This is a genomic window from Kocuria sp. CCUG 69068 (assembly GCF_020833785.1).
In the GTDB taxonomy this organism is placed as follows: Bacteria; Actinomycetota; Actinomycetes; order Actinomycetales; family Micrococcaceae; genus Kocuria; species Kocuria rosea.
The window spans coordinates 1-5,761 of sequence record NZ_PDDL01000156.1 but is presented as its reverse complement, the minus strand read 5'-3'; the positions used below and the strand labels follow the sequence as shown (position 1 = coordinate 5,761).

General features: G+C 75.9%; 3 protein-coding genes and 1 pseudogene. All 4 read right to left on the bottom strand.

Annotated features, from left to right (window positions below; all coding sequences use genetic code 11):
- Nucleotides 1–245, bottom strand: a pseudogene (locus CRM73_RS17875) (hypothetical protein); the annotation flags it as partial.
- A gap of 52 nt (nt 246–297) precedes the next feature.
- Nucleotides 298–960 (bottom strand): hypothetical protein, encoded by a 663-nt coding sequence (locus CRM73_RS17870; RefSeq protein WP_229588653.1) that lies wholly within the window; start codon nt 958–960, stop codon nt 298–300.
- On the bottom strand, nt 957–4,586 hold the full coding sequence (locus tag CRM73_RS17865; protein WP_229588652.1) for a bifunctional RecB family nuclease/DEAD/DEAH box helicase: 3,630 nt from the start codon (nt 4,584–4,586) through the stop codon (nt 957–959). Before CRM73_RS17865 ends, CRM73_RS17870 begins: the two co-directional genes overlap by 4 nt.
- 456 nt (nt 4,587–5,042) lie before the next feature.
- The gene (locus CRM73_RS17860) at nt 5,043–5,570 is read right to left on the bottom strand and encodes an inorganic diphosphatase (protein WP_017832043.1); all 528 of its coding nucleotides are present in this window, start codon (nt 5,568–5,570) and stop codon (nt 5,043–5,045) included.
- Between the last annotated feature and the right edge of the window lie 191 nt (nt 5,571–5,761).

The window sequence follows — 5,761 nt, the reverse complement described above, 5'->3', positions numbered from 1 at the left end:
TCCGGGTCGGTCGCCGTCTCCAGCCGGACCGGCCCCACCCCGACCCCCACGCTCCAGGCCGATCCGCGCAGACCGGCGAGCGCGGCCGCGACCGCGGCGCCGGGATCGGCGGTGATGCCCTGCACCGCGTGCGCCCGGGCGCGCTGGAACGGCACCACGGTCTCGAGGTCCGCGAGGCGGCGCAGGAGGCCCGGCACGAGGTCGCCCGCCTCGCGGCGGCGCTGGTCCAGGGTCACGACGTACACGGTCCCAGTATCGGGCACGGGGGCCGCGGGGGAGCGGGGGCGCGGCGGGGACTCACTCCCAGAACCGCGGCTCGATGTCGACCCCCTGCACGATGAGCTCGTCCTCGAGGGGCTCCCGGCACACCACGGGCAGGCGCAGGCAGCCGATGCGGTCGTCGGGGCCGAAGTAGGCGGTGAGCCGGTCGAAGCCCTGCCGGAACGAGGCCAGCTCCTTGGCCGTGGCGGCGACCTCCGCCAGGTCGGCGTCGGAGCCGAACACCCAGAAGGAGTCCGGGTCGGTCAGCTGGAGCAGTCCCACGGCCGCCCCGGCGTCATTGTTCTCGGTCCCGGCCCAGCCCGGGACCCGCAGCCACCCGCCCGGTGCCGCCGCGCCCAGGGCCGGCGCCAGGGGGTCGTACTCCCACGCCCGGGCCTGCTGCAGCCACGCGGGCGGCGCCGGGAGGTAGAGCGGGCCGTCGAGGTCCACGGGCCACCGGGCGGCGGCGAACGCCCCGGCGTCCACGCGGTCCCAGAACTGCTCCGCGGTGAGGTCGGTGCCCACCCTGTTGAGCGCCGCCCCGGGATCGTCCTGGTGCATGCCGTGCCAGTAGGTGGGGCGGGTCCGGACGTCGGCGCGCCGCAGCAGGGCGTCCAGCTCCTCCAGGTGGGCCGGCTCGCCGAGCACCACCGTCCTGGACTCGAAGTGCAGGACGTAGGGCACGCGCTCGGTGCTCACGGCAGCCCCGCGGGCCGTCCGCGGCGGCACAGCCGCGTGAAGCGGCCGAGCACCTGCAGCGCCTCCGGGGTGGCGGGCAGGTAGTCCGTCAGGGCGGGGGAGCGCACCACCACGGCGCACCACTGCCCCCGGGAGACCGCCACGTTGAGCCGGTTGGGGGAGAGCAGGAACTCCATCCCGCGGGGGCCGTCGGCCGCGGAGGCGGCCATCGACACGATCACGACGGGGGCCTCCTGGCCCTGGAACCGGTCGACGGTGCCCACCCGGACCCCGCCGCCGTCCTCGTCCCGCAGGCCCGCGGCGGCGAGCTCCCGGCCGATCAAATCGACCTGGGCGTTGTACGCGGCCACCACGAGCACGTCCTCGGGCGCCAGCGGCACGGGGGGTGCCCCCGGACCGGAGCGCCACGGCGTCCCGGCGAACTCGTGCACCAGCTCCACGACGCGCCGGGCCTCCTCGGGGGAGGCCGTGCGGTTGCCGGTGTGCTCGACGTAGCAGGTGCGCAGGCCCGGGGCCACGCCGGTGAGCTCTCGGCGGCCCGCGGCCGGGGCGGACCCGAGCCGCCCGGCGTAGGAGAGCTCGGAGACCGGTTCGCACAGGGCCGGGTGCATCCGCCACGTGCGGTCCAGGAAGTAGCCGTGCTCGGCGGGCAGGGTGGGCGAGCCGTGGGAGAGCCAGCCCAGCGCCGACTCGTCCACGGGCAGGGGGTGGGTGCCCTGCGAGACCTGCGGCAGCTGCTGCGGGTCGCCCAGCAGCAGCAGGCGCCGCGCGGCCCGGGACACGGCCAGGGTGTTGGCCAGCGAGTACTGCCCGGCCTCGTCGACCACGAGCAGGTCCAGGGCCTCGTCCTCGAGGTGCTTGGCGTTGGAGAAGTCCCACGCGGTGCCGCCCACCACGGCGCCGCCGTCCGCCAGGAACGCGGCGAAGTCCTTCCCCGGGACGTCGCGCCACGGCGTCTCCCGGTCCGCGGGCCGGCCCGAGGGCGGCTTCTTGCCGACGCGCTCGGGGGCGACCCCGCCCTTCTCGAGCACCCCGGTGAGGAGGTTCTCGACGACGGCGTGGGACTGCGCCACCACGCCGATCCGCCAGCCGGCCTCCACGAGCCGGCCGATCACGTGGGAGCCGAGGAACGTCTTGCCGCTGCCCGGGGGCCCCTGGACGGCGAGGAAGCTGCGGTCGAGCGAGCGCAGGGCACGCACCACGGCGTCGATCGTGCCGTCGGGGCCGTCGTGCGGGCGGGGCAGGGGGCTGCCGTCCGCGGGCCGCGGCGCCCGGCGCTGCAGCAGCTCGAGGCCGGGCTGCCGCGGGAGCTCCGGCAGGGCGTCGGCCGTGCGGGCGGCGAGGGTCTGCAGGGACTCCTCGAGGGAGCGGGTGGCGATCGGCTGGGCCGGGCCCAGTGCGATCGGCAGCTCCGCCCAGGGCTCGGGGGCCGGGGCGTCCCGCGGCTTCTTGAGCCGTTCGCGCACGGTGAGCACCGCCGTGCCGTCCTCGTGCTCCTCGACGTGCTCGAGGGCGGCGGTCCAGTCCCCGGCGCGGCCGCTGCCGCGCGGGGCGGCGTCCTCGGCCAGGTGCGCGGGCACGGGGGCCCCGTACATCAGGAACAGCCCGGCGGTGCCGGGTCTGGGGGTGGAGCCCTCGCCGAACCGGCCCGCGAGGCGCAGGAGCCGGGTGGGTGCGGCGCTGCTGCGCTTGCCCGGGTCCTTCGCCCAGTCCTCCAGGACCTCCGCGCGCCGGACCACGAACACGTCGCGGGTGTCCTCCCAGTCCTCCACGGGGCCCTCGAGGCGGTCGAAGTGGGACCACCAGTACTGCTTGCGCTCGCGCCGGTGGTAGCCGGTGGCGGAGGCGACCATCGCGACGGCCGTGCGCTGCTCCTCGGTCAGGACGTCCCGCGCGGACGGGTCGTCCAGGTGCTCGTGCAGGCGCTGCTCGGCACCGGTCATCCCGGCGTCCGGCAGCTCCTCGGGCAGCTCGAGCCGCTCCTGGGTGGGGCGCGGCGGGTGGTCCGCCGGGTCCGGGGAGATCCCGGCGAGGCCCAGCAGCCAGTCCCGCAGCCGCAGGGTCGAGAGGCAGTCGTAGGCGTTGTAGTCGGCGATCCCGGCCAGCAGCCGCGCCGCGTCCTCCTCCCGCCCGGCCGCCCGGGCCGTGCACCAGTCGGCGTAGGCGACCACCGACGCACCGGCGTCCACGACGTCCCCGGTGCGCAGGTGCTCGCCCATGTAGAGCGGCTCCAGCTTCTTGATGGAGTACGAGCTCTCCGACAGCCGCAGGCTTCCCCGCACCGTGTCGTAGAGGTCCACCAGCACGTTCTCGCGCAGCAGCTCGTCCACGGCGTCCTCGCCCACGGCGTGCACGAGCGAGAGCCGGCGCAGGGCCGCCTTCTCGTAGTTCGCGTAGTGGTAGACGTGCATGCCGGGGAAGCGCCGGCGCCGTTCGGCCACGTAGTCGAGGAACGCCCGGAGCGCGTCCCGCTCCTGGGCCCGGGAGTGCGCCCAGAACGGCCGGAAGACGGGGGCGGCGCCGGGCTCCGGGGGCTGCTCCACGACGCCGAACAGGTACTCGAGCCCCCAGGACGTCGCGTCCCCCGGGTCCTGCCACAGCGGGTCGCCCTCGAAGTCGAAGAACACGTCCCCGGCGTCCGGGGCGGGCAGCCGCCGCACGGGGTCCGTGGCCGTGACCCGGTAGGCGATCCGGCGGGTCCCCCCGTCCTTCCGGTACTCGACCGAGCCGTCCTCCCCGCCCCGGCCGGTCTGCATGGCCGCCTGGTCCCGCAGCCGCCGCAGCGCGGCGGGGAGCCGCCGGTCCTCCAGCAGCGCGAGCTCGTCGACGGTGCGCACGCCGTGCCGGTCGCGCAGCGTGCGGCGCACCCGCACGGACAGCCCCGCCGTCAGCAGCAGGTCCCGGTGCTCGGCGACGGCCCGGGCGCAGTGCTCGCACCGGCCGCAGCGGGCGACGTCGTCGTCCTGCCAGTCCACGGGCCCGGGCCGCGCCCGGTGCGCGGCGGCGGCCGCGACGAAGCGCTCCCGGCGCTCGCGGTAGACCGCCAGGTGCTCGGAGACGGGGAAGACCGCCTCCCGCTGGTCGCCGAGGACCAGGGTGACCTCGGGGGCCACGTCCACCCCGGCCCGCTCGAGCTGGTCGGCGTAGGCGGCGAGCTGGAGCAGGGCGGTGACCTTGGCGTGCCGGGCGAGCTTGGTGTCGTGCACCGCGTACGCGCCGTCCGGGCGGCGGACGAGGAAGTCGGCGCGGCCGTGGAAGGCACCGTCGAAGAAGGAGGCCTGGAAGACCACGTCGGCGCCCGCGCGCAGGGCGTCCAGGGACTCGGCGTGCTTGGCGGTCAGCTCGTCCCGGTCCATCCGCCGGGCCGGCTCGACCTCGTGCACCCCCCGTCCGGTCGCCGCGTCCCACGGGCCGAACGCCGCCAGGTGCGCGGCCAGGACCCGGTGCTCGTGGGCGTCGCCCAGCTCGGCCGTGCGGGCGAGCATCGCGTCCCGCTCCGGGGCCCGGCGCGGCGCCCGCCCCAGCTTCTCGTCCAGGACGCACAGGCTCGCGTAGGGGCACTCGGCCGCGCGCACCAGGTCGCTCGCGGAGAAGACGAGGTCCGCCTCGGGGCCCAGCAGGAACATGCGCATCCTTCCGACGGCGCCGGGTCCGTCCCGGGTCCGCGTCCATCGAACCACAGGGACCGGACGTCACAAGGAGGGCGGGACCGGCAGCGCAGGACGGGGATCGGCCGGCAGGTCCTCGGACCTGCCGGCCGACTCCCGGGGGCCGGTGACCGGCCCGCCGGGATGGACCGGGAGAGATCGATGGGATGCGGCGCGGGTGGGGGGACCCCCGCCGCCACCGGGCACCTCGCGGGTGCGCTCCGGCGACCTCGATCCCGGTCGGCGGCCCGGATGCCGATGGGGGGATGCATCCTGGGGCCGTCGGGCCGGCTGAGCCGGCCGATCCCAATATAACGAAATTCATGGAATCCCTGTAGGGCGCACGTCACGCGCCGACCCGGGTCGGGCCCGGGGCCCCGGACGCGCGGGGGCCGGGGACCCTCCGGTCCCCGGCCCCCGCGCGTGCCCGTCCGCTCAGTCGGTGGACGGGGCCTTCTCCTCGGCCTCGGCGGCCGAGTCGTAGTGGGACTGCTCGAAGCGCTCGCGGGCCTCCTCGACGAGGCGCTCGGCGGTCTCCCGGCCCTCCCAGCCCTCGCCCTTGACCCACTTGTTGGGCTCGAGGTCCTTGTAGCGCTCGAAGAAGTGCTGGATCTCCTTGAGCTTGTACTCGTCGATGTCGTCGAGACCCTGGATGTGGTCGTAGCGCTTGTCCGTGGACACGCACAGGATCTTCGCGTCCCCGCCGGCCTCGTCGTTCATGTTGAACACGGCGATGGGGCGCGACTCCACGAGCACGCCCGGGACGATCTCGAAGTCCAGGAGCACGAGGGCGTCCAGGGGGTCGCCGTCCTCGCCCAGGCTGTCCTCGAAGTAGCCGTAGTGCGCGGGGTACTGCATCGACGTGAACAGGACGCGGTCCAGGCGGAGGCGGCCGGTCTCGTGGTCGATCTCGTACTTGACGCGCGATCCCCGGGGGATCTCGATGGTGACGTCCAACTCCATGGTGCTTCTCCTCGTGCTGGATGGGCCCGGAAGGGCCGGAAAGGGCTGACAGCGGCCGAGCGCGGCCGCACCACCCGGGCGGGGTGGGGCAGATCCGAGACCCACGATAGCGGCGGCCCCGCGGGCGGCGGTAACCGTCCGGCCCGCCACGGGGCCGCGCCCGGCCCGCCGCGGCGCCGCTCCGGGGCCGG

Bases quoted from the DNA above. Each gene is read 5' to 3' on its own strand.
- CRM73_RS17865 (WP_229588652.1), bottom strand. From the start codon at position 4,586: ATGTTCCTGCTGGGCCCCGAGGCGGACCTCGTCTTCTCCGCGAGCGAC.
- CRM73_RS17860 (WP_017832043.1), bottom strand. From the start codon at position 5,570: ATGGAGTTGGACGTCACCATCGAGATCCCCCGGGGATCGCGCGTCAAG.